We start from the raw sequence: 22579 nt of genomic DNA on the forward strand, positions 1-22579 counted from the left end.
ATTTTGTTTCAAAAATTTACATGATGACAAGGAGTGTGATATAATATAATCTGTTAAACTGTGCTTAGACCCTGCATTGGAAGGAGGAGCCAACGTGATTACAAAAGAACTCATCAGTGAAATCAAACAGGCAGTGAATATTGTCGATGTGATCGGAGAATCAGTTGCCCTTACCAAGGCGGGACGTAATTATTTAGGGCTTTGTCCATTTCACGGTGAAAAAACACCATCGTTTAACGTATTAGAGGATAAGCAGTTTTATCATTGTTTTGGCTGTGGAAAATCTGGTGATGTCTTTACGTTTCTAGAAGAGAAACGAGGTCTTAGTTTTCTAGATGCAGTGCGTGAGTTGGGGCAACAGGCTGGTTTTCAAGTGGAGAACGTGCCGGATCAGCAAGGTTCAAAACCCAAACATCCGCATCAAGTTTTGCTGGACATTCATGCCGAGGCAGGTAAATTCTACCATGCTCTGTTGATGACTACCAAGATGGGGGAAGATGCCAAGAATTATCTTCATAATCGCGGATTGACGGATCAGGATTTGAAGCAGTTTCACATCGGTTTGTCGCCATCGGATCCCAATATTCTTTACCAGTCTCTTTCCAAAAAGTTTTCAGAAAATGACCTACTACAATCTGGACTCTTTAATACTGCAGATACCAATAGAGTCTATGATGCCTTTCAAGGGCGGATTATTTTTCCCTTAACAGATGAAGAGGGGCAGATCCTTGCTTTTTCGGGGAGGATTTGGACGGAATCCGATCGCCAAAATAAACAGATTGCCAAGTACAAGAATTCTCGGTCAACGGCGATTTTTAACAAAAGTTACGAATTGTATCATCTTGATCAGGCCAAGGCTTCGATTAAGAAGCAACGAGAAGTCTATCTGATGGAAGGCTATATGGATGTTATTGCGGCCCATCGGGCAGGTGTAGAAAATGCAGTAGCTTCTATGGGAACAGCTTTGACCAGAGAACAAGTCCAGCATTTGTCTAAGTTTTGTCAAAAGGTTGTGGTAGCCTATGATGGCGATAAGGCTGGTCAGGCTGCAACTGCCAAGGTCTTGGAAGAATTGGGCCAGTTTCAAGTTGAGGTTGTACGGTTCCCTGATGGAATGGACCCGGATGAGTTTCTATCAAAAAATTCACCTCAGGCCCTGCAGGATGTCCTGAACAAATCTCGTATGAGTCAGGTGGAGTTTTTAATTCATCACTTGAGGCCAGAAAATCCGGATAATCTGCAGATGCAGATTGATTTTGTGGACCGAATCGCTCCAATTATCGCAAATACCAAGTCGATTACGGCTCAGAACACTTATATCTATAAGGTGGCTGATTTGCTGTCTGACTTTGATTACAGCCAGGTGGAATTGGCTGTCAATGCGGTTCGCCTTCATCAAAGGCAGGAAAGGAGTCGAGATGTTTCGAGGCAGGAAATGCTTCCTCCCCTTGTTCGAGAATTACCGCAGCAACTAAAGATTAGCCCATTGATTCGGACCGAAAATCATTTGTTGTATCGGATGCAAGAGCATGCCCACATTTTGAATGATTACCGTTTGAGGGAAGATTTTCATTTCTATACCCCTGAATTGGAAACCTTATATCAAGTTCTCAAGACTGAGGGAGAAGTTTCCAGTTATGAGCTGGCCCAGATGGAGGAATCTGTTCAGCGTGCCTGGTACCGTGTTATGGAAGAACGGTTGCCAGCGGATGTTGGACAGGATGAACTTGAGGAATTAGAAGCTAGAAGGCAAAGGGAGTGGATGCGACGTGAAAATCAAGTCAAATCTAGAACCATTCGTGAACAAACCCATGTGGGAAATGATGCTGCTGCCCTTGATGAGTTAGCACAACTCATCGCACAAAAAAGAAAAATGGAGTAAACATGGCAAGTAAAAAAGAAAAGAAAACAGAAGTGACCACCTTTGATGTCCAAGTTGCAGAATTTATCCGCAACCACAAAAAACAAGGGACAGCGGTTGATGATGTCATTAACGACCAGTTGATTATTCCTTTCACCTTGGATGCTGACGGTATTGATGATTTGTTGCAACGCATCCAGGATGCGGGAATTTCCATTGTTGACAAGGAAGGCAATCCTTCTGCCCGTGTTATGCAGGTGGAAGAAGAACCAGAACTATCGGATGAAGAATTGCTAGGTAGCAACTCTGCCAAGGTCAATGACCCTGTCCGCATGTACTTGAAAGAAATCGGTGTGGTGCCACTCTTGACCAACGAAGAGGAGCAGGAATTGGCTTTGGCGGTCGAAGCGGGGGATCCAGAAGCCAAGCAACGTTTGGCAGAAGCCAACTTGCGTCTGGTTGTATCTATTGCTAAACGCTATGTTGGCCGTGGTATGCAGTTCCTTGATTTGATTCAAGAAGGGAATATGGGCTTGATGAAGGCTGTTGACAAGTTTGACTATTCTAAAGGCTTCAAGTTTTCAACCTATGCAACCTGGTGGATTCGTCAGGCCATTACCCGTGCCATTGCGGACCAGGCTCGTACTATTCGGATTCCTGTTCACATGGTGGAAACTATTAACAAATTGGTTCGTGAACAACGCAATCTTTTGCAAGAATTAGGGCAAGATCCTACGCCTGAACAAATAGCAGAGCGTATGGACATGACACCAGATAAGGTCCGTGAAATCCTCAAAATCGCTCAAGAACCTGTTTCTCTGGAAACACCAATTGGTGAAGAAGATGATAGTCATCTTGGAGATTTCATCGAAGACGAAGTGATTGAAAATCCAGTTGACTACACGACACGTGTTGTCCTCCGTGAGCAATTAGATGAGGTATTGGACACGCTGACAGACCGTGAAGAAAACGTTCTCCGCCTCCGCTTTGGTCTTGATGACGGTAAAATGCGCACGCTTGAAGATGTTGGTAAAGTCTTCAACGTAACCCGCGAACGCATCCGCCAAATCGAAGCCAAAGCCCTCCGCAAACTCCGCCACCCATCCCGCAGCAAACCACTCAGAGATTTTATAGAGGATTAAAACACCACTGACGTGGTGTTTTAACCCGAGCCTAGAAATAGGAAAGCGAGGCATAAGCCTACGGATAGGCTTTCTCAACGTCCGCATAGAAATCCGAAAGCGGACAAAGTTCGGTGGCACTTATCAGTTCACTTGCTAAATATTGGCAACAAGCGAGAGTTCGGGGAGGTTTTGACACAAACTTCGTTTGTTTAATCTCCAACCTTCAACAGTCTCCCAGACTGATTTTGACACAAACTTCGTTTGTTTAATCTCCAACCTTCAACAGTCTCCCAGACTGATTTTGACACAAACTTCGTTTGTTTAATCTCCAATCTTCAACAGTCTCCCAGACTGATTTTGACACAAACTTCGTTTGTTTAATCTCCAATCTTCAACAGTCTCCCAGACTGATTTTGACACAAACTTCGTTTGTTTAATCTCCAACCTTCAACAGTCTCCCAGACTGTTGAAGCCTGCCCAGAAATATGAAAGCAGGCTAACCCAGTGGTGTTTTTACGCGAGCAGAGAAAGTGCACGCAGTGGAACTGTTTGCAAAAAAATTATATGATCCAGAGAGGAATCGAAAATGGCCTATTCTGAAGAAGAAGTAAAGGAAATCCAGGAGCGAATTTTCCATGCTTTGGAAGAAGTGATTGACCCTGAATTGGGGATTGATATCATTAATCTTGGTCTGATTTATGACATCCGTTTTCAGGATGGACGGACTGAAATTGATATGACCCTTACAACCATGGGCTGTCCTTTGGCTGACTTGATAACAGATCAGATTCATGATGTGTTGAAGTCTATTCCAGAAGTGACAGAAGTAGATGTGCGCTTGGTTTGGTCTCCAGCTTGGACTATTCAAAAAATGAGCCGCTATGCTCGCATTGCCCTTGGAATCAAATAAACAAACAGTCTCGAATGATGAGACTGTTTTTTCTATTTTTATACGGAATTTTATCGATTTTTTGTTGAAATCATCAAAAAGTTCTTGCTAAATAGTTGGAATGATGGTAAACTTAACGTGCCTAGGAAAAGTTATTAAACCTATTCTAGCAAATATCAGACCTATATGGGAACAGTAGCTCCGCTATTGATCATAACCGAAGCCTACGGACAGGCGGGTCGAATGCCGAAGCGTGGCGTAAGCCACATTATTGATAGGGTTAAAAGCCTACATTTTATAAGTTGATGTTGGGAAGTTTTTCCTAATTTCTAATTTTGTCAGTGTGGTGAAAGCACACGTCATCTTGTGAAACGGTCAATAAAGTACGTATATATTTGCACTGGAGAGTAGGAAACGGTAGGCACATAAACTCAAGAGAAGAATAAAAAACGTCAATTTGGATTGTAGAGCAGGATGAACCCTGCTCTTTTTACTTTTTTAAAAAAGTGCAGGAGTCCATCAAGCAAAGGAGTTTTTCAATATGAAAAATCAACACCAAGCCCCTATTTATCAGGGATTGGTACAGTTACGCCGAAAACGGATTGTTCCTTTTGATGTCCCAGGACACAAAAGGGGCCGTGGAAATCCAGAGTTGGTTGAACTGTTAGGAGAGAAATGTGTTAGTATTGATGTTAATTCTATGAAACCTTTGGATAATCTGGGGCATCCTGTGTCCATTATTCGAGAGGCTGAGGAATTGGCAGCGGAAGCCTTTGGCGCCAGCCATGCCTTTCTCATGGTTGGAGGAACCACATCTTCCGTCCAGACTATGATTTTGGCAACCTGTAAGGCGGGCGATAAAATCATCCTCCCTCGAAATGTACACAAATCTGCCCTCAATGCTTTGGTCCTATGCGGAGCTATACCAGTCTATGTGGATATGAGTGTGGAGCCACGGATTGGTATTGCTCTTGCCTTGGAAAATGATGCCTTTGAACGGGCTATTTCTGAGCATCCTGATGCGGTTGCTGTCTTGATCAACAATCCGACCTACTATGGAATCTGCTCAGACCTGCGTACCTTGACTGAGAAAGCTCACGCAGCGGGCATGAAAGTCTTAGTCGATGAGGCTCATGGTGCGCATTTGCATTTTTCGGACCAATTGCCAGAGGCGGCTATGGATGTGGGGGCTGATATGGCAGCTGTTTCTATGCACAAATCAGGTGGCAGTCTGACCCAGAGCTCGCTCCTCTTAGTCGGTCCTGATATGAATGTGGAGTATGTCCGCCAGATTATCAATCTGACCCAGTCGACATCCGCTTCCTATCTCTTGCTGGCTAGTTTGGATATTTCACGGAGAAATCTGGCCCTTCGTGGCAAAGAATCTTTTGAAAAGGTCATTGAAATGTCTGAGTATGCTCGCCGTGAAATCAATGCCATCGGTGGTTACTATGCCTATTCTAAGGAATTGATTGATGGCAAAACGGTGCATGATTTTGATGTAACCAAGCTCTCCATCTATACGCAGGGCATTGGTCTGACGGGGATTGAAGTCTATGATTTGTTGCGGGATGAGTATGACATCCAGATTGAATTTGGCGACATTGGCAATATCTTGGCCTATATTTCAATCGGTGACCGCCTGCAGGATATCGAGCGGCTGGTGGGGGCTCTGGCTGACATCAAGCGTCTCTACTCACGAGATGGTTCGGATTTGATTTCGGGAGAATACATCCAGCCGCAGCTGGTTTTGTCACCGCAGGAAGCCTTTTATGCGGAGCGGGAAAGCCGTTCCCTGCAAGAAGCAGTTGGTCAGGTCTGCGGAGAATTTGTTATGTGCTACCCGCCTGGTATTCCGCTCTTGGCTCCAGGTGAACGAGTGACTCAGGAAATTGTTGACTACATCATCTTTGCCAAGGAGCGCGGTTGCTCCGTCCAAGGTACAGAAGATCCAGATGTTAATTTTATCAATGTCATTAAGGAGGGTTAAAGATGGAAATGTGGTTTTCAGAAGTCCAAACGCCAGATGTCAAGTTATCCATTCGGACCAGCCAGCAGCTCTATGCTGGCAAGAGTGAATTTCAGGACATTGCTGTACTGGATTCACCAGCCTTTGGAAAGATTTTGACACTTAACGGTCGGGTTCTCTTTTCAGATGCAGATGATTTTGTTTACAACGAAATGGCTGTCCATGTGCCCATGGCCGTCCATCCCAATCCCAAGAAAATCTTGATTCTGGGTGGGGGAGATGGTGGCGTTGCCCAAGTTCTCAGTATGTATCCTGAAATTGAACGTATTGACGTTGTAGAGCCAGATGAACTCTTGGTTGAGGTCTGTCGGGAATATTTCCCAGACTATGCATCGGGTTTAGAAGATGAGCGGGTCGAGGTTTATTTACAAGATGGTCTGCGTTTCTTGCGCAACTGTGAAAACGAATACGACATCATCATCAATGATGCGACAGATCCATTTGGACACACGGAAGGGCTCTTTACCAAGGAATTTTATGGTAATGCCTACCGAGCTTTGAAGGAAGATGGCATCATGGTTTACCAACATGGTTCACCATTCTATGACGAAGATGAGTCTGCTTTTCGTTCCATGCACAGAAAGGCGACCCAGTCCTTCCCAATCAGCCGTGTTTATCAGGCCCACATTCCGACATCTGCGGCGGGCTATTGGTTATTTGGCTTTGCCTCTAAAAAATACCATCCCATTGAAGATTATGATAAGGAAAAATGGAAGGCGCGTCAGCTTTTCACAGAATACTATACCGCAAATTTGCATATTGGAGCATTTCTCTTGCCCCGTTATGTCGAAGATATTTTAGAAGAAGAGGAGAAAAAATAATGAGTCGTTTATTAGTGATTGGTTGTGGCGGAGTTGCCCAAGTTGCCATCAGCAAGGTTTGCCAGGCGGAAGATACCTTCAAGGAGGTCATGATTGCCAGCCGGACCAAGTCCAAATGTGATGATTTGAAGGCAGTCTTGGAAGCTAAAACGTCTGTAAAAATCGAAACTGCCCAAGTGGATGCAGACAAGTTAGAAGAAGTGATTGCCTTGATTGAAAGCTACCAGCCTAAAGCTGTTTTGAACGTGGCCCTTCCATATCAAGACTTGACCATCATGGATGCTTGCTTGGCGACAGGAGTGGACTACATCGACACCGCCAACTACGAGTGTGAGGACACCGAAGACCCAGAATGGCGGGCTATCTACGAAAAACGCTGTGCAGAAGAAGGCTTTACGGCTTACTTTGACTACTCATGGCAGTGGGCTTATAAGGAGCGTTTTGAAAAAGCAGGGCTGACAGCACTATTGGGATCCGGTTTTGATCCAGGTGTGACTAGCGTATTCTCAGCCTACGCATTGAAACATTATTTCGATGAAATTCATTACATCGACATCCTAGACTGTAACGGTGGAGACCACGGCTATCCATTTGCGACCAACTTTAACCCTGAAATCAACTTGCGTGAAGTTTCAGCCCCAGGCTCCTACTGGGAAAATGGCAAATGGGTGGAAGTTGAAGCTATGTCTATCAAGCGAGAATATGACTTCCCAGAAGTGGGTCAGAAGGATATGTACCTCCTCCACCACGAAGAAATCGAGTCGCTTGCTAAGAATATTCCAGGTGTCAAACGCATTCGATTCTTCATGACCTTTGGTCAGTCTTACTTGACCCACATGAAGTGTTTGGAAAATGTTGGCCTCTTGCGTACGGATCCAATCAACTTTAATGGACAAGAAGTAGTGCCTATCCAATTCCTCAAAGCATTATTGCCAGACCCAGCTAGCCTAGGTCCTCGTACTGTTGGGAAAACCAATATTGGTTGTATTTTCACAGGGGTCAAAGACGGTGTAGAGAAAACCATCTACATCTACAATGTTTGTGACCACCAAGAGTGCTACAAGGAAGTTGGTTCACAGGCTATTTCCTACACAACTGGTGTGCCAGCTATGATTGGAACCAAGCTGGTTATGGATGGTACCTGGAAAAAACCAGGGGTTTACAACTTGGAAGAATTGGATCCAGATCCATTTATGGACCTGCTTAACCAGTATGGTCTACCTTGGCAGGTAGTAGAAAATCCAGTTTTGGTGGACTAGATGAGAATTGATCAAGTCCCAACGCCAGCCTATGTCATTGACGAAGCAAGGCTGGTTAACAATTTAGAAATTCTCAAGTCTATCCCAGACCGCACAGGCTGTAAGGTACTTTTGGCCCAAAAAGCCTTTTCCATGTATGCCACCTATCCACTAATTAGTCAATACCTTGCTGGAACCACCGCATCAGGTCTCTATGAAGCCAAGCTGGGTCGTGAGGAATTTGGGGGCGAAGTCCATGTCTTTGCTCCAGCCTTCAAGGATGCGGATTTGGAGGAGATTTTGGAAATTGCAGACCATATCGTCTTTAACTCAGAGCGCCAACTCCGCAAGCACGTTGACAAATGCCGAGCAGCTGGGGTTAGTGTCGGCCTGCGGATCAATCCAGAATGTTCCACCCAAGGTGAACATGCACTCTATGACCCTTGTGCAGCGGGTTCTCGTTTTGGTGTTCGCATTGACCAGTTTTCAGAAAACCTGCTGGACTTGGTGGATGGTCTGCATTTCCATACACTCTGCGAGCAAAATTCAGATGATTTGAAAACGACCTTGGATGCTGTTGAGGATAAATTCGGTCCCTATCTTCACAAAGTCAAATGGCTCAATATGGGCGGAGGCCATCATGTGACCAGAGAAGACTATGATCTGGACTTGCTGATTTCTTCTATCCAGTACATGCAGGAAAAATATGGGCTGGAAGTCTACATCGAGCCAGGAGAAGCCATTGCTCTCAATGCAGGCTATCTGGTGACGGAGGTCTTAGACATCGTTGAAAATGGTATTGAAACATTAGTGCTGGATGCTTCGGCTACCTGTCATATGCCGGATGTCTTGGAAATGCCCTATCGCCCACCGCTTCGCCATGGCTTTGAGGCTGGTGAAAAGTCCCATACTTACAGACTGTCTTCCAATACCTGTCTGACGGGGGACATCATCGGCGATTATTCCTTTGAAAAGCCTGTGGAGATTGGTGACAAACTCTATTTTGAGGACATGGCAATCTATTCTTTTGTTAAAAATAATACCTTCAACGGCATCGGTCTGCCAAGTCTGGCCCTCATGGACAAGTCTGGTGACTGCCGTATTATCAAGGAATTTGGATATGAAGATTTCAAGGGGAGGTTGTCATGATAGAAAGTCCAAAAGCTGCTGGCTACCGCATGCCTGCTGAGTATGAGCCCCATCATGGTACCCTTATGGTGTGGCCGACTCGCCCAGGATCCTGGCCCTTTGATGGTCAGGGGGCAAAAAAAGCCTTTAGCCAGGTCATTAAAACCATTGCTGAAAGCGAGCAGGTCTATCTCTTGGTCGATGAGGCTCACCGAGAGGAGGCACAGTCTATGCTAGGTGATGGCATCACTTACCTAGATATTCCAACAAATGATGCTTGGGCGCGTGATACAGGTCCGACGGTTTTGGTCCATGAAAATGGCAGAGCTTTGTCTGTCGATTGGGCTTTTAACGCATGGGGCGGAAGCTATGATGGTCTTTATCAGGATTATGAGGCAGATAATCAGGTGGCTAGTCGCTTTAGTCAGGCCATCGGTCTGCCAGTCCATGATGCCCAGCCCTTTGTCCTAGAAGGAGGAGCAATCCATAGCGATGGGGAGGGGACCATCTTGGTGACGGAATCTTGTTTACTCAGTCCAGGCCGTAATCCTCATTTGACCAAGGATCAGATCGAGCAAGTGCTTCTAGATAGTCTAGGTGCTGAAAAGGTTCTCTGGCTTCCATACGGAATTTTCAATGATGAAACCAATGAGCATGTCGACAATGTTGCGGCCTTTGTTGGTCCAGCTGAGCTGGTCTTGGCCTGGACGGATGATGAGGCAGACCCCCAATATGCCATGTCCAAGGCTGATTTGGACTATTTGGAAAAAGAGGTTGATGCCAAGGGCAGAAAGTTAATCGTCCATAAACTGCCAATTCCCCAAAATCCCATTTTGGTGACAGAAGAGGATTTGCCAGGCTATGTCTATGAAGAGGGGGAAGAAAAACGAACAGCAGGCGAACGCTTGGCGGCTTCCTATGTGAATTTTTACGTCAGCAACGGTGCTGTCTTGGTGCCTCAGTTTGCTGATGAGCATGATGCACAGGCACTTGAGCTTCTCGCGCAGCTTTTTCCTACCAGAAAAGTCGTCGGCATACCAGCCCGTGACATCCTACTTGGAGGTGGGAATATACACTGTATCACCCAGCAAATACCCCGATTTAGAAAGGAAAACAAATGAGAAATGTTACTGTAGCAGCTGTTCAGATGCAGTGTAGTCAGGACCTTTGGGAAAATCTGGCTACCGCAGAGCGTTTGGTCAGACAGGCTGCTGGTCAGGGAGCGCAGATTATCCTCCTACCCGAACTCTTTGAGCGTCCTTATTTTTGTCAAGAACGCCAGTATGACTATTACAACTATGCCAAGTCTGTAGAGGAAAACGATGCTGTTCAGCATTTTATTCCTATCGCCAAGGAGTTACAGGTGGTCTTGCCTATTTCCTTTTATGAAAAAGACGGCAATAGTCTCTACAATTCCATTGCGGTTATTGATGCGGATGGTAGTGTTTTGGGAGTTTACCGTAAGACCCATATCCCTGACGACCATTATTATCAGGAGAAGTTTTACTTCACACCGGGCAACACTGGTTTCAAGGTCTGGGAAACACGTTATGCCAAGTTTGGCATTGGCATCTGTTGGGACCAATGGTTTCCAGAAACTGCTAGATGTCTAGCTCTGAATGGGGCAGAATTGCTCTTTTACCCAACAGCTATTGGTTCGGAGCCCATTTTGGATGCGGATAGCCAAGGTCATTGGCAGCGGACTATGCAGGGTCATGCGGCAGCCAATATTACCCCGGTCATTGCGGCCAATCGGATTGGCTTGGAAGTAGTACAATCTTCCGTTGAAAATGGCGGCCAATCTTCTAGCCTGCGTTTTTATGGTTCCTCTTTCTTGACAGATGAAACAGGTGAATTGATTGAGAAAGCAGGTCGTGAAGAGGAAGCTGTCTTGCTTGCCACGTATGATTTGGACAAGGGTGCGCGTGAGCGCTTGGACTGGGGACTATTCAGAGATCGTAGACCACACATGTACCACAAAATAACAAAATAATGGTAGAATAGTAAGAGATTTTGTTGGAAGGTGTGACATGAAAAGTTTACGGCGAATTGTACTAGTCTTGGTCTTGTTAGCAGTTGGAGTCGGCCTTTATTTAGGAGTCACTGGTTCAGTAGCCTTTCAAAATATGGAAACGGCTTTGAAACTGCAAGAAAGCTTGACCAAGCTAAAAGCTGAAAAGCAGGCTAAACAGGCAGAGTTGGAGAAGCAATTTCCAGCACTTAGAGAAGAATTGGCAGATAAGTTTTACTTTTCTTCCTTGAATAATGTGAAGGAAGAAGAAGCTTATATGACGCTCTACCTTAATTCTCGAGCAGCCGTTACAACTACGGATTATTATGAAATGCCGAGCTTGTCGGATATTTCAATCTACCGTGTCCACCATTCCTTGTCTAATGATTTCCCTGAATTTTATTGGTTTGGAGCGGGTGCCTACGCCATGGAAAACCAAACTCCAAATTTGACAGACCAGCAAATTGAAGCCTATTTTACCATGTTGGAAATGGGAAAAAATATTGTCAGCCAACTACCACAAACCAACGAATTTGACAAGGTTAAGGCAATCTATGATTATGTTATTCTCCATACGGAGTATAATCATGCAGCTTTGACAGATGACACTCTTTCTTTTCAAAACCAAGCCATAGACTCCGTCTTGCTAAAAGGGCTGTCAGTCTGTGGTGGTTACAGCCGAACCTTTCAATTTTTATGTCAATTAGCAGGCATTGAATCCATCTATGTCACTGGATTTTTGGAATTGGGACCTGAATTTGAGCTTGCCAATACCTATCATGCATGGAATTTGGTTAAGATTGATGGAAACTACTATGGAGTAGATACCACTTGGGGAGATCCTGCCTACATGTCAACTGATCAGACTGAGAATCTACCTGCAATCAACTATGATTATCTGTGTATTCCAGCAACGATTTTGGAGAGAAGTCACCGTCCAGTTTCGCGCTTGTTGGAAGCTTATCAGATGGAAATTTCTTCTAAAAACGATCCCAATTTGACCTATCCAACTTATGATGACAATTCCTTGAACCAACATTCTTTGGATGGAACTTACATGGAGGGTCAAGATATGAGCAAGGTCGTAGAGCGCTTGCGCCAATCGCTTGCTGCAGGACAAGATTCAATTAGCTTACAGTTTGCTGATAAATCCCTATTTGACCAGGTCTTACAGGATGTAGCCCAGTCGGATTCACAGATTAGTGCCCTTTATTTTGATGAATTTGGCAGTTCATCCATTGGTTATTCTAATGACCCTTATGTTTATAGTATTCAACTCACCAAGCAATAAAAAAAGGAACTGAGCGTTCCTTTTTTGTTTATCCAAAAAGATTTTGTAACCATTGGCTGCCGTATATCCAAAAGTAGCTATATGCAATGATTGAAATTGGACGGCACAAGAGGGTGATCAGAATGAATTTCCGATAAGACATGGAAGTTAAACCAGTAATCATCACGACAATATCGGCTGGAGAAATCGGTGACAACATGCAAGCGATAAAAAAGACTTCGTAACCTCGTTTATTGTCAATCTTACTTTCATATTTATCAAAGGTTTCTTCATTCATAAAAAGCAGGCAGAATTTTTTTCCATATCTTCTCGCTAAGGCGAAGAGGAGGATGCTGCCGATTGAGATACCAACATAGTTCAGGAAAAAGCCCCACCAAAAATTGAAGACCAAAAAACCGACAACCGTTGTCACCCCTCCAGGAATAATTGGAAAGACAACTTGAAAAACTTGAATGCCCAAAAAGGACAGGCTGCCAAATGCACCTTGACTTTTGATTGTGTCGGTCAGAACATTCTGATTGTTTAAAATTCCGATGCGGTAAAGCCAAATTATTAAGAAGAAGGATGCAATCAGGGTTAAAATGCTGAGTACCTGAATGGTTTTCTGCCAAAATCTATACATAATACTATTTTACCATTTTTCTTTTAATTTCCAAATACTAATAATCTCTAAAAAAGTCTTGCATTTTGTTTGATACTTTGCTATAATAATCTCCGTATTCAACCTCGGGGTTGTTACGGATTCGACAGGCATTATGAGGCTTGTTCTGCAACTCATCGGCAGATGTAAAAATGCCAGTTAAATATAACTGCAAAAAATACAAACACTTACGCATTAGCAGCTTAATAACCTGCCTGCGTGACCAGTCACGAATTGCTTGTGTTTGCTGATTGGTCTTAAAATAACAAGCTACGTTGGGATTGAGTCAGGCAGTTCCAAAAGAGATTTACTGACTCGCTTGGTCTAGGTTTGAGTTATGTATCGAGTTCAAGTTAAAGCAAGACATAACCTATGGTTGTAGACGAATAAGTTAGCAGGTGTTTGGACGTGGGTTCGACTCCCACCAGCTCCATATATGGAAGATTACTCAAGAGGCTCAAGAGGCCGTGTTGGAAACGCGGTAGGCGTGTAACAGCGTGCGTGGGTTCGAATCCCATGTCTTCCGTATGTTAGAAGGGACAATGTTCGGCATTGTTCTTTTTTTATGTTCTTTTTTCAAATTTTTCTTGAAATATAAATGAATTGTGCTAAGATAGGAACAATATCGTTTTAGGAGGTTTCCAGTGCACATAGAAGAATTGAAGCAACTCGCAAAAGTTGAACTCCATTGCCATCTTGACGGGTCCCTGTCGCTTGAGGTGGTTCGTCAATTGGCAGGACTTGCCAAGATTGACTTGCCTCAGTCCGATCAGGAATTGCAAAAATATTTACAAGCACCTAAAAGCGTGGAGAGTTTGAATGACTATCTAAAAGTCTTTTCATTTGTGAGGCCCCTACTTCAAACCAGAGAAGCCTTGTCGCTTGCAGCCTATGATGTTGCCCGACAAGCTGCGCAAGATGGTGTTATCTATCTGGAAGTTCGTTTTGCACCGGAATTATCCATGGATCGAGGGCTGTCAGCTGGTCAAGTTGTTCAAGCAGTGCTAGCAGGATTAAAAGCTGCTCAAGAGGAGTTTGGCATACTCGCCAAAGCCTTGGTCTGTGGTTTGAAACAATCCCCAGAGGAGTTGAACCAAGCTGTCTTTGAAGATGTGTTTTCCCTTGCTGATTCTGGACTGGTTGGATTTGATTTTGCCGGAAATGAGGTGGATTTCCCGACCCAGCAGATGGAGAAGGCCATAAAAGACTGCCAGGCTTTAGGCTTGCCTATGACCTTTCATGCTGGCGAATGTGGTTGTTCTGCCAATGTCGCTTATGCTGTGCAATTGGGTATCAAACGTATTGGTCACGGAACAGCACTTGGAAAAAGTCCAGAGGTCATCAACCAAGTTCTTGCAGCAGGTACAACCATTGAGATGTGTCTGACGAGTAACCTCCAAACCAAGGCTGTTGCCAGCCTAGCTGAATTTCCCTATCCAGCTCTTTATCAGGCAGGAGCTGCAATTACAATTAACACAGATAATCGTACGGTATCCAATACAACCTTGACAAGAGAGTATAGCCTTTTTCAAGAGTATTTTCAGACCAGTAAGGACGATTTTTACCAGTTTAATCGTAATGCAATTGAGGCTTCCTTTGCTTCTGTTGAAGAAAAAGAAGTTTTGCGCAAGCAACTGGAAGCGAATTATCAATCAAAGTAAAGAAAGAAGCTCTTTGACCAAGTGGTCGTGGAGCTTTTTTCTTACTGTAAATTGAGTTTCTTACTCATAATATAGTGGGTTCCAAAATAATAGCCGAAAGCTAGTAAGATGGAGATGAATGTAAGGATTGGATTAGGCAAGATAGACAAGCTAGTTCCGTAGAGTGTTTCTAATTCTGAGAGGTAGAAGAGGGAACTGATGATGCCTACGATGGATGAAATGGAGAAGTAGGCTATGAAGGCCATCAAGGTGCGGTAGTCTTTAAACAATTGACCGATGGAGATAGAAAAGTAGATGAGTAGAACAGAGTTAACAGTAGAAATAAATTGGGCAAAGCCATATTGTAGAATACTTGGAATATCTGTTAATTCAGTTACAACTGTATACGTACCTAGAAACTCATCAATCCCTGAAATACTGAAGGCAACCAAGAGGCTCAAGATTGCAACGATAGCTGCTAACAAGCTCCATAAGAGGGCTGCAACCAATTTTGACAAAATCAAATGATGGGCTGAAACAGGCAGGGTCATGGTAAGGTAGCCCTGGCGACCATATATGTTGTGGCGGAAGCGATTGACAATCAAAAAGAGTGTCGAAATTCCGATGGTAATGAGGATGGCAGCAAAGGCAAACATGACAAAGCCCAAAAGGGTTGCTTCTGCATTACTGATTTCACTTGTTTCTGCACGGATGACATTGGAACGTAGCCAGAAGCCAACGACAATGGCAATGGCTAAGACCAGGGCGTATAGAGCCAGGTACCATTTTCCGACGGATTTAAATTCATATTTTAACAGTTTAGCAAACATATCTTTTCCTTTCCACTAAGCCTTGAAATCTGAACGGAAGAGTTCATCGATAGATTGACCTGAATCAATTCGGAGGTCATCAACATTTCCTTGGCGGACAATACTACCATTCTGCAAGAAAATGACTTCATCTAAGATAGCTTCGATATCCGAAATCAAGTGTGTAGAGATAATGACAGAAGCAGTCGGAGAATAATTTGATACAATTGTTTTCAAAATGTAATCTCGCGCCGCAGGATCGACTCCGCCGATTGGTTCGTCCAAGACATAAAGTTGTGCCTGACGACTCATGACCAAAATGAGTTGCACCTTTTCCTTATTTCCTTTGGAGAGGTGCTTCATACGACTGGCTAGGTTAATCTGCAAATCTTCTAAAAGATGAAGGGCACGTGCTTGGTCAAAATCTGCATAAAAATCTTTGAACAATTCGACTGCTTCGATGACCTTCATATTTTCGTCCAAGTAGGTCGTATCTGGGAGATAGGACACCATGGCCTTGGTCTCAGGAGAAGGGGTGCGGCCATTTATCAAGATTTGTCCATACTCAGGCTGTAATAAGCCGTTCAAGAGCTTGATTAGTGTCGTCTTACCAGAACCGTTTGGACCCAAGAGTCCGATGATTTTTCCAGCTGAAAGTTTGAAGTTTACATTGTTCAGAGCGACAAGGCCACCGTAAGATTTGGAAACTTGTTGAAATTCCAAAAGTGTAAGGTTTGTGTTATTCATTTACATCTCCTTTCAAATAGTCGTCCAACTGCTGCACCAATTGGTCTTGACCAAAGCCCAAATCAACCATGTTGGTTACAAAGTTTTCCAGTTCTGTTTGGGCTAAGGCTTGACGGGTTTCTTGGATCAATTCAAGATTGTCAGTTACAAAACGTCCAGTTGTACGAACAGAGTAAACGAAGCCCTCGCTTTCTAAATCGGACAAGGCCCGCTGTACAGTATTGGGATTGACACCAGCAGTTTCTGCCAAGTCACGGACTGTCGGTAACTTATCGCCAGGTTTGAGTTGGTTGGTAACAATCTGTAGTTTTATGGTATTGGTTATTTGAATGTATATGGGGACGTTATTGTCGAATTTCCAGGCCATACGGTATCCTTTCTAAGCGATTGCTTAACTGTATCTTTGTTCTATATACATAATACAGCAATATGAAATAAAATGCAAGTATTTTGTTTAAAAAGTTTATTGATACAATTTTTGATATAATAGAAGAAAAGATAGAAGGAGGAAACCATGTTTGCCCAGCTTTATACCAAAACCGTCTATAGTTTTATGGATAGTATGGTGACCATTGAGGCCTATGTCGAAAAAGCAAAGGAACTCGGTTATCAGTCTATCGGTATGATGGATAAACAAAATCTGTATGGTGCCTTTCATTTTCTTGAGTGTTGTCAAAAAGCTGGTCTGCAACCCTTGATTGGCTGTGAGATGGAGTGGCGACTGAAAGAAAGTCAAGATAAATTGACCATCCTCTTTTTAGCTCTTTCAACCAAGGGTTACCAGCAGTTGATGAAGTTATCGACGGCTAGTATGATGGGGCAGGAGGTCTTGCACTTGTCTGATTGGCGAATGGAGGATCTTGCGCTGATTGTTCCCTATTATCCTGGTGTTGAAGAGCTTGACTTGGGCTGTGATTTTTATATCGGAGTTTCTTTGGACACACCCCAGAAGGAGTTTGGTCGTCCTTTGATTCCCCTCCATCAGGTTCGTTATTTTTCCAGTCAGCAAATTGAAGCTTTGCAGGTTCTGCATGCTATCCGAGACAATCTGACGCTCAATCAAGTAGAGGATTTGGCTAGAAACCAGTCTTTAGAAGAGGCTCGTTCAATCAGACAGTCCTTTGCCAAATGTTTTCCAAGTGCTCTAGAGAATCTAGATCAGTTGGTCAAAGGTATTGCCTACGAAATTGATACTAACTTAAAATTGCCTCGCTTTAATCGGAAAAGACCAGCAGTTGAAGAACTTCGTGAGAAGGCAGAAGCAGGGCTGAGAAACAAGGGCCTTTGGCTACCAGACTATCAGAAACGTTTGGTGCACGAATTAAGTGTCGTTCATGAGATGGGCTTTGATGATTATTTCCTGATTGTATGGGATTTGTTGCGATTTGGGCGGAGTCAAGGCTATTATATGGGAATGGGACGTGGGTCAGCAGTAGGAAGTTTAGTGGCCTTTGCCTTAAACATTACGGGTATCGATCCGGTCCGTCATCACCTACTCTTTGAACGATTCTTAAACAGCGAACGCTATACCATGCCGGATATCGATATTGATATTCCAGATATTCACCGTGGGGACTTTATTCGTTATGTCCGTGACCGCTACGGTACTATGCATGCTGCTCAGATTGTGACTTTCTCAACCTTTGGAGCTAAGCAGGCCATTCGCGATGTCTTTAAGCGTTTTGGAACACCAGAATATGAACTTTCTGCCTTGACAAAAAAAATCTCATTCAGAGATAATCTGGCGTCAGCTTATCAGGGGAATGCCTCATTTCGTCAGTTGATTAACAGCAAACTGGAGTACCAAAAAGCCTTTGCCATTGCCCAACAAATAGAAGGTCAACCACGCCAAACCTCTATTCATGCAGCAGGTGTTGTACTAAGCGACCAGGACCTGACTGACACTATTCCTCTAAAAGCTGGAGAGGATATGCTCGTCACCCAATATGATGCGCATGCTGTTGAAGCCAATGGCTTGTTAAAGATGGACTTTTTAGGCTTACGTAATTTGACCTTTGTCCAAAAAATGGCAGAAAAAGTGGCGGATCGCTATGGCAAAGAGCTAGACATTGCGAATATTGACTTGGAAGATCCAGAAACACTGGCCCTCTTTGCAGCTGGAAAGACAAAAGGGATCTTCCAATTTGAACAAGCTGGTGCCATCAGCCTCTTGAAACGGGTCAAACCCTCTTGTTTTGAAGAAATTGTTGCGACAACCAGTCTCAATCGACCAGGGGCCAGCGATTATTCAGAAAACTTTGTTAAACGAAAGCACGGTAAAGAAGCAGTGGATTTGCTTGATCCATCAATAGCACCCATCTTACAGCCAACCTACGGCATCATGCTTTACCAAGAGCAAGTAATGCAAATTGCCCAAGTCTATGCAGGTTTTTCTCTTGGAAAAGCTGACTTGCTGCGGAGAGCCATGTCCAAGAAGAATGCCCAAGAAATGCAAGCCATGGAAGAAGCCTTTGTGATGGGAGCTCATTCTAAGGGGCATGACGAGGAAAAAGCCAAGGACATTTTTGCTATGATGGCTAAATTTGCAGGATATGGTTTCAACCGTAGCCATGCCTATGCCTATTCGGCCTTAGCTTTTCAGATGGCCTATTTTAAGACCCACTATCCAGATGTTTTCTTTGATGTGATGTTGAATGATTCTAGCAGTTCTTACATTAATGATGCTTTACAAATGGGCTTCAAACTTGCAAAACTCAACCTCAACACCATCCCTTATCATGATAAAATCACAAACAGGCAGATTCATCTGGGTTTGAAACAAATCAAGGGTCTTGCAAAGGATTTCTCTCTTTGGTTGATGGAGGCTCGTCCCTTCCATTCGGTAGAGGATTTCATTCTTCGCTTGCCGGCAAACTACCAGAAAAAAGAAGTTTTGCTACCAATTATTCAGCTAGGTTTATTTGATGATTTTGAACCCAATCGTAAGAAAATAGTAGAAAATTTGGACAATCTTTTTGTTTTTGCAGAAGCTTTCGGTTCCTTCTTTGCGGAAGAATCCTATAGCTGGATAGAATCAGATGACTATTCAGACAGTGAGAAATTTGAGATGGAACAAGCCTTGCTTGGTGTTGGGATTAGTCCCCATCCCCTGGTCTCTATTCGAAAAGCCAGTTCACTCAAACTAGATAATTTGTCAGATTTGCTAGTGGAAAACCGAGCGACCATTCTCGTCGAGGTCTTATCTGTACGGGTTATTCGCACAAAAAAAACTGGACAGCAGATGGCCTTCCTTCAGGTTTCTGATACCAAAGAACGTTTAGAAGTGACCGTCTTTCCAGAAGCCTTTCAGCAATTTGGCCATTTGTTAGCAACTGGCGCCTTGCTGTATATTAGTGGAAAAGTACAGGAGCGGGATGAAAAGCTACAATTGGTAGTAGAACAAATCCAACCTGCTAGTATAGAAAAATGTTGGTTGCAATTGGAAAATCAAAACTTTGACCAACAAATTGCTCGTATCTTGAAAAAATACCCTGGGACTATTCCTGTTATTGTTCATTATCAAGATGAAAATCGGACCCTTCAGTTACAGGGAATCTATGTCGAAAAAACGCCAGATTTAGAAACAGAATTGGCTGACTATGTGATGAAAACGGTTTTTCGGTAAAAAATCGCAAAAAGTCAAGCAAGTTCGCTCTAAGTGTGTTATAATAAGGCAGTTAATTTGAAAATAAAAGGAGCAAATGAAATGAAGCGTATTGGTGTTTTAACCAGTGGCGGAGATGCCCCTGGTATGAATGCTGCCATTCGTGCAGTTGTTCGCCAAGCAATTTCAGAAGGCATGGAAGTTTATGGGATTAGCGAAGGCTACGCAGGTATGGTGGCTGGAAAAATCGAACCATTAACTATTCGTTCAGTTGGAGATATCATCTCTCGTGGTGGTACCTTCCTTGGTTCCGCTCGTTACCCAGAATTCGCACAGTTGGAAGGCCAACTGAAAGGAATTGAGCAGTTGAAAAAACATGGCATTGAAGGTGTCGTTGTTATCGGTGGTGATGGTTCTTACCACGGTGCCATGCGGTTGACGGAACATGGGTTCCCAGCTGTTGGTGTACCTGGTACAATCGATAACGATATCGTTGGTACGGACTTCACAATCGGTTTCGATACGGCTGTTACAACTGCTATGGATGCCATTGATAAAATCCGTGATACATCATCTAGTCACCGCCGAACTTTCGTTATCGAAGTAATGGGTCGCCATGCAGGTGATATTGCGCTTTGGTCTGGTATTGCGGCCGGTGCGGATGTGATTGTAGTTCCAGAAGAAGAATTTGACATTAAAGATGTTGTAGCAAAAATTAAAAAGGGCTATGAAACTGGTAAAAAACACAGTATCGTGGTCTTGGCAGAAGGTGTGATGCCAGTTGCACAATTCGCTGAAGAATTGAAAGCTGCCGGTGATGTGAGCGACCTTCGTGTAACAGAACTTGGTCACATCCAACGTGGTGGTTCACCAACGGCTCGTGACCGTGTCCTGGCGTCTCGTATGGGTGCACACGCAGTTAAATTGCTCAAAGAAGGCCGCGGTGGTCTTGCTGTCGGTATCCGCAATGAGCAAATGGTTGAAAACCCAATCCTTGGAACTGCTGAAGAAGGTGCTTTGTTCAGTTTGGCAGAAGATGGCAAGATTATTGTCAACAACCCACACAAGGCAGATTTGGGTCTTGCTACATTGAACAGAGAAATCTCTTTCTAATACAGAGAACAACATTCGTTTCTAGGGTCATAAGACCAGTAAAATATAAAGGAGTTTTGTTAAGATGAACAAACGTGTAAAAATTGTTGCAACCCTTGGTCCTGCGGTAGAAATCCGTGGTGGTAAAAAATTCGGTGACGACGGTTACTGGGGTGAAAAATTGGATGTTGAAGCATCAGCACAGAAAATTGCTGCCTTGATTACAGAAGGTGCCAACGTTTTCCGTTTCAACTTCTCACACGGTGATCACCAAGAGCAAGGTGACCGTATGGCAACTGTCCGTCGTGCAGAAGAAATTGCTGGTAAAAAAGTTGGTTTCTTGTTGGATACAAAAGGTCCAGAAATCCGTACAGAATTGTTTGAAGACGATGCAAAAGAGTACGCATACTCAACTGGAGACAAATTGCGAGTTGCAACAAAACAAGGCATTAAATCAACTAAAGAAGTGATTGCTTTGAACGTAGCTGGTGGTTTGGATGTCTTTGATGATGTTGAAGTTGGCAAACAAATCCTTGTTGACGACGGTAAACTTGGTTTGACTGTTGTAGAAAAAGATGCTGTAAACCGTGAATTTGTTGTTTTGGTTGAAAACGACGGTGTTATCGCAAAACAAAAAGGTGTGAACATTCCTTACACTAAAATTCCTTTCCCAGCACTTGCAGACCGTGATAATGCGGATATCCGCTTCGGTTTGGAACAAGGCTTGAACTTCATCGCAATCTCATTTGTACGTACTGCAAAAGACGTAGAAGTTGTTCGCAACATCTGTAAAGAAACTGGTAACGACCACGTTCAATTGTTTGCGAAAATCGAAAACCAACAAGGTATCGACAATATTGATGAAATCATCGAAGCAGCAGATGGTATCATGATTGCTCGTGGTGACATGGGTATCGAAGTACCATTTGAAATGGTTCCAGTTTACCAAAAAATGATCATCACGAAAGTGAATGCAGCTGGTAAAGCAGTTATCACAGCAACAAACATGTTGGAAACAATGACTGAAAAACCACGCGCAACTCGTTCAGAAGTATCAGACGTCTTTAACGCAGTTATCGACGGTACTGACGCAACAATGCTTTCAGGTGAGTCTGCAAACGGTAAATACCCAGTAGAATCCGTTCGCACAATGGCAACTATTGCTAAAAATGCTCAAACTCTTTTGAATGAGTACGGTCGTTTGAACTCAGATCACTTCAACCGTGCTTCTAAGACAGAAGTTGTTGCATCAGCCGTTAAAGATGCTTGCCACTCTATGAACATCAAATTGGTTGTAACTGTTACTGAAACTGGTTACTCAGCACGTGCTATTTCTAAATACCGTCCAGATTCAGACATCTTGGCAGTAACCTTCACTGAAAAAGTTCAAAAATCATTGATGTTGAACTGGGGTGTCATTCCGGTTGTGACTGAAAAACCTGAATCAACTGATGATATGTTTGAATTGGCTGAGCGCGTTGCGAAAGAGCAAGGCTTGGTTGAAGCTGGTGATGACATCATCATTGTAGCTGGTGTTCCAGTTGGTGTTGCTGGTTCAACAAACACAATGCGTGTTCGCACTGTAAAATAATGTATATAGAAAAAGCCTATTGTATCAACGTTTCTGCGTTGTGCAATAGGTTTTATTTTCGTTT

At 43.6% G+C, this 22579-nt stretch carries 18 protein-coding genes, 1 tRNA gene and 1 other RNA gene; 16 read left to right on the top strand and 4 right to left on the bottom strand.

The genetic code is table 11. From position 1 onward, the window contains the following. Positions 1–94 precede the first annotated feature (94 nt). From dnaG to J5566_RS07195, 10 genes are all read left to right on the top strand, one after another. Complete coding sequence (gene dnaG / locus J5566_RS07150; RefSeq protein WP_208562691.1) at positions 95–1882, top strand: DNA primase; 1788 nt, start codon at positions 95–97, stop codon at positions 1880–1882. Between the two features lie 2 nt (positions 1883–1884). Then, positions 1885–3003, top strand: coding sequence for an RNA polymerase sigma factor RpoD (gene rpoD / locus J5566_RS07155; RefSeq protein WP_158454537.1), 1119 nt, complete (start codon positions 1885–1887; stop codon positions 3001–3003). A 568-nt stretch (positions 3004–3571) separates the two neighbouring features. Next, positions 3572–3895 carry a metal-sulfur cluster assembly factor gene (locus J5566_RS07160; protein WP_208562692.1) on the top strand — a complete coding sequence of 108 codons (324 nt, stop codon included), beginning with the start codon at positions 3572–3574 and terminating at the stop codon, positions 3893–3895. A 520-nt stretch (positions 3896–4415) separates the two neighbouring features. Beyond that, positions 4416–5864 carry an aminotransferase class I/II-fold pyridoxal phosphate-dependent enzyme gene (locus J5566_RS07165; RefSeq protein WP_208562693.1) on the top strand — a complete coding sequence of 483 codons (1449 nt, stop codon included), beginning with the start codon at positions 4416–4418 and terminating at the stop codon, positions 5862–5864. 2 nt (positions 5865–5866) lie between these two features. Further along, the gene (speE, locus tag J5566_RS07170; RefSeq protein ID WP_208562694.1) at positions 5867–6724 is read left to right on the top strand and encodes a polyamine aminopropyltransferase; all 858 of its coding nucleotides are present in this window, start codon (positions 5867–5869) and stop codon (positions 6722–6724) included. Continuing rightward, positions 6724–7983 carry a saccharopine dehydrogenase family protein gene (locus J5566_RS07175; protein WP_208562695.1) on the top strand — a complete coding sequence of 420 codons (1260 nt, stop codon included), beginning with the start codon at positions 6724–6726 and terminating at the stop codon, positions 7981–7983. The genes speE and J5566_RS07175 overlap by 1 nt, the downstream gene beginning before the upstream one ends. Further along, positions 7984–9111 (top strand): carboxynorspermidine decarboxylase, encoded by a 1128-nt coding sequence (gene nspC / locus J5566_RS07180; RefSeq protein WP_208562696.1) that lies wholly within the window; start codon positions 7984–7986, stop codon positions 9109–9111. Continuing rightward, positions 9108–10211, top strand: coding sequence for an agmatine deiminase (gene aguA / locus J5566_RS07185; protein ID WP_208562697.1), 1104 nt, complete (start codon positions 9108–9110; stop codon positions 10209–10211). The genes nspC and aguA overlap by 4 nt, the downstream gene beginning before the upstream one ends. After that, positions 10208–11083, top strand: a complete 876-nt coding sequence (gene aguB / locus J5566_RS07190; protein ID WP_208562698.1) for an N-carbamoylputrescine amidase — start codon at positions 10208–10210, stop codon at positions 11081–11083. Before aguA ends, aguB begins: the two co-directional genes overlap by 4 nt. A gap of 37 nt (positions 11084–11120) precedes the next feature. After that, a complete protein-coding gene (locus tag J5566_RS07195) occupies positions 11121–12392 on the top strand; it encodes a transglutaminase domain-containing protein (protein ID WP_208562699.1) in 1272 nt (423 codons plus the stop codon). 28 nt (positions 12393–12420) lie between these two features. Here J5566_RS07195 and J5566_RS07200 read toward each other — a convergent pair whose 3' ends face one another. Then, positions 12421–13014, bottom strand: a complete 594-nt coding sequence (locus J5566_RS07200) for a TVP38/TMEM64 family protein (RefSeq protein ID WP_208562700.1) — start codon at positions 13012–13014, stop codon at positions 12421–12423. Between the two features lie 106 nt (positions 13015–13120). Between J5566_RS07200 and ssrA the strand changes: the two genes are divergently transcribed. From ssrA to add, 3 genes are all read left to right on the top strand, one after another. Beyond that, positions 13121–13468: a transfer-messenger RNA gene (gene ssrA, locus J5566_RS07205) on the top strand. A 2-nt stretch (positions 13469–13470) separates the two neighbouring features. Next, positions 13471–13558, top strand: a tRNA-Ser gene (locus J5566_RS07210). Positions 13559–13676: 118 nt separating this feature from the next. Continuing rightward, entirely contained in the window at positions 13677–14693 is a 1017-nt protein-coding gene (gene add, locus J5566_RS07215; protein WP_208562701.1) for an adenosine deaminase, read from the top strand. A 41-nt stretch (positions 14694–14734) separates the two neighbouring features. On the opposite strand, the gene J5566_RS07220 is transcribed toward add, so the two are convergent. From J5566_RS07220 to J5566_RS07230, 3 genes are read right to left on the bottom strand one after another with little or no spacing between them, the layout of a single operon-like run. Beyond that, the gene (locus J5566_RS07220; RefSeq protein ID WP_208562702.1) at positions 14735–15502 is read right to left on the bottom strand and encodes an ABC transporter permease; all 768 of its coding nucleotides are present in this window, start codon (positions 15500–15502) and stop codon (positions 14735–14737) included. A gap of 15 nt (positions 15503–15517) precedes the next feature. Beyond that, positions 15518–16228 (bottom strand): ABC transporter ATP-binding protein, encoded by a 711-nt coding sequence (locus J5566_RS07225; RefSeq protein ID WP_208562703.1) that lies wholly within the window; start codon positions 16226–16228, stop codon positions 15518–15520. Next, positions 16221–16595: a GntR family transcriptional regulator gene (locus J5566_RS07230; RefSeq protein WP_208562704.1), complete on the bottom strand. Its 375-nt coding sequence runs from the start codon at positions 16593–16595 to the stop codon at positions 16221–16223. The genes J5566_RS07225 and J5566_RS07230 overlap by 8 nt, the downstream gene beginning before the upstream one ends. Before the next feature lie 147 nt (positions 16596–16742). On the opposite strand from J5566_RS07230, the gene J5566_RS07235 reads away from it, so the two are divergent. The 3 genes from J5566_RS07235 (at position 16743) to pyk (ending at position 22515) form a co-directional block, all read left to right on the top strand. Continuing rightward, entirely contained in the window at positions 16743–19853 is a 3111-nt protein-coding gene (locus J5566_RS07235; RefSeq protein ID WP_208562705.1) for a DNA polymerase III subunit alpha, read from the top strand. Between the two features lie 81 nt (positions 19854–19934). Further along, positions 19935–20945, top strand: coding sequence for a 6-phosphofructokinase (gene pfkA / locus J5566_RS07240; RefSeq protein ID WP_208562706.1), 1011 nt, complete (start codon positions 19935–19937; stop codon positions 20943–20945). Between the two features lie 64 nt (positions 20946–21009). After that, complete coding sequence (gene pyk, locus J5566_RS07245) at positions 21010–22515, top strand: pyruvate kinase (protein WP_208562707.1); 1506 nt, start codon at positions 21010–21012, stop codon at positions 22513–22515. The last annotated feature ends 64 nt before the right edge of the window (positions 22516–22579 follow it).

The organism is Streptococcus suis (genome assembly GCF_017601095.1).
In the GTDB taxonomy this organism is placed as follows: Bacteria; Bacillota; Bacilli; order Lactobacillales; family Streptococcaceae; genus Streptococcus; species Streptococcus suis_Z.